This is a genomic window from Oligoflexus sp., from assembly GCF_035638955.1.
In the GTDB taxonomy this organism is placed as follows: Bacteria; Bdellovibrionota_B; Oligoflexia; order Oligoflexales; family Oligoflexaceae; genus Oligoflexus.
Genome location: NZ_DASQYZ010000109.1, coordinates 1 through 2,856, shown reverse-complemented (window position 1 = coordinate 2,856; position 2,856 = coordinate 1). Strand labels below are relative to the sequence as shown.

General features: G+C 49.1%; 2 protein-coding genes. One reads left to right on the top strand and one right to left on the bottom strand.

Annotated elements, in window-relative coordinates; all coding sequences use genetic code 11:
* A partial coding sequence (locus tag VE954_RS10360) for a protein-arginine deiminase family protein (RefSeq protein WP_324952362.1) occupies positions 1-373 on the top strand: 373 nt, incomplete at its 5' end.
* 234 nt (positions 374-607) lie between these two features.
* Here the strand turns inward: VE954_RS10360 and VE954_RS10355 are convergent.
* The gene (locus tag VE954_RS10355; protein WP_324952360.1) at positions 608-2,233 is read right to left on the bottom strand and encodes a hypothetical protein; all 1,626 of its coding nucleotides are present in this window, start codon (positions 2,231-2,233) and stop codon (positions 608-610) included.
* Between the last annotated feature and the right edge of the window lie 623 nt (positions 2,234-2,856).

Here is a 2,856-nt window from a genome sequence, read left to right as displayed (position 1 = left end):
AACCTATGAAAAAATAATCGATACCGAAGTTTCGACTTTGGTGGCACGTGTAAAGGCTGCAACGGATTGCCCTATGATCAAGGTTATTCGCATTCCTCACCTTTACGTTCCTGAAGGTGAAGACTTGGTAGAGTCCTTTGGTTCCCAAGGTGATCGAGCATCATCTATTTTACCGAACACCATCAACGGTCAACCCTTGGACTCTGTATTTTTAACCTTGGATCCGCTGCAGGATCAGTTTCGAACCAAATTGGTCGATGCCATACGACCCTTGGGAATATCGGTCGAATTCGTCAATAAGGTGTCGCTCTATGTGGGAAAAGCTGGCGTTCACTGCGGAACATCTGCTGTTCGAACGTGTAGTCCTCGCTAAAGTTGCAAACTAACTTACACTCGAATCCATCGGTAAGAGTGACCCCTTTGAGGGTCTTTATCGTAAGCTTATCAAGCAAGCCAAGGAAACTCAGGACAGAATCGAAAGTGTTCTGCAAAAGCTTGCAAAACAGGGCCCCCAGGGGCTGGCCGAATATGGGCAGTGGGTCTACTCACCCCACTGCCCTCAAGCCCAAGCACGGAAGTGCCTTGCCGGTTCGGGATCTGACCTTCTTCATTGCATGTTCCTTTCGATGTGATCTGAGAGGTTTTCAAGAGTGTCGATGACATTCACCCCTTTCGATCTTAGGTCGTCATAGTATGCGCAGACTGAACCGGTAGTTATAAACACGGCTCCAGCTGTGGGAGACAGTGGAATCTCAATCACGACCTTAACCTGATCCCGCCCTTGACCGAGGATGATGTATGCCTGTGTGTATACGCCATCCTTGATGTGCAAAGATTTCAGAATATCGATATCGGCACTATCAAGATCCTTTGCCTTTTCTTCGAGCTTTTCGATCATTGCGTGGGTCATGGGGAGAAATATCTTCCTTGTCGCCTGAGCCCAGAAAGCCTGTCCTCCACGGCGGTCGAAGAAGTCTTCGACGCCGTTGGTGATGCCGTGTGGAATGCCATTGTATTTCCTCACAGTCTTTGTGATGTTTTTTACAAGGCGATTTGCGATATCTTTCGTGGTCTCTGATTCCCCATGCAGAAAAACGCCAAGCTCTTCAAAGATGATAAATTTCTGGGTTGCCCGACCAAGCTTCTTTATGTCCCGTATAAGTTTCAGGGCTACGAGCTGAGCGGCCATCGACTGCAGACGTTGATCCGAAATTCCACCAAGATCGTAAACCATAAATTTGTGGGAATCGTGTTCCTGTGGTTTCTCATGCTCAGAAAAAAGAAACCCAAACTGACCAGTCTTGGTGAATGGGACCAGCCATTTTCTTAGCTGGTCAACAGCCTCCATGGACCCGCGAAAGTTTTTAAGATCCGCTGCCGGTTCGAGCTTTTCAAGTACCTGCACCAATGTGAAGTGAGGTGGGACTGAGGCGGCCCTTTCGGGGTGTTCCTGAGCCCAGGCGAGATCCTTTGCATGATTGTTGACACACATCTTGATGGCTTCAACGAGAATCTCGGAGTGATCGCTGGTAAATTCCGCATAGGGATTAACCCATGCGATGCATGAGGAAATGAAGGACACGACAAGATTAATGTCCTCTTTCTCCCAGGTTTTAATCGCAAAGGGGGAGTATGGGTTTTCCTTGAGAAAGTCTTCGTCAAACTTGACAACTTTCCCGCCCAGAAGGTCTGCAAGCCGTTCATAAGATGATTTGTTATCGACGACGATAACGGCGCTATCTGGATAGCGTGCCTTGAACTCCATGATGTCGAACCCATCTGATACCGATTTTCCTGCGCCAGCCATCCCGAGCGTGATAGTCGTCCGATTCTGTTCACCGGCAAACCTATCAAATCGACACTCAAAGCCGCGATTGGACCTCCAGAGCCGGTAGCCCGTCCCTCTGTAGCCGCCATAAATGGGGAGGAAGCCCAGGGCAGGGGCCAGCCGAATGGTCCGGTGGCGGCCCACGATCGAATTGTGCTCAGAGCCGCAATTAAGCGGCAGGGCGGTTGATATCAAGTGAGGCCCTACTCTATCTTCACAGATAACCGGGACATTGAGGTACTGAATGGCATATCTTAAGATTCGGCGCTCTGTAGCTTTATCAATGTTATAGGTCACGAGCTTGAGGCTAAGCTTTCCATATGGATTCAAATTGCCGATGTTCTCGTCGAACGACTGCAAATCCTCCCTGGTCTTCTTGTATGAAGGCCCCACAGCAAACCACATTTGACGGGCGACCATATCGGTTGTCAGTTGAGTATTTCCGTGGGACATCGTCCACGAGAAGTCCCAGGCCATAGGCAGGTCATTGAGGAATGTCTTGAGGCGACCAAGGACAAAAATATCCGGGAGATGAGTAAAAGCAAACACCCTTATGTTCGATGAGGAGTTTTCGTCTCCGCTGTCGAAACCGTGTCCGGAACCAATCATAGGCTTATTGAAAATTTGCTCTTTAAAAGAATGAGACTCGGGTGCTCTGACTCGTCACGGTACTCACCCGGCACAGTTTTTCACTCAGTCAATGAGTTGAAATAGTTGCTAAAGCATTATGTGGATTGCCCGCACGGACTGCCATCAACACCGCTGTGATCTTCGCAGTGGACGTCAAATGACAGTCTTAGGGCGGACAATCCACAGTCTGTTATTTTTCACAGATGATTCCGTTCTCTAGCCGGCCTACCCACCCGGACCGGGCAGGACAGTGCCGCGTTGTGTTGCGTTTGCAAACTCTGAGCGAGAAAATATCTGGATTTGCGAGCAATCATGCAGCCAGGGAATAGAAGATCTCAGCAGAGGTATTGCCCTCTGCTTCGAGCTGTCGTTTTCGAATGATCCTCATTGACTCAAAG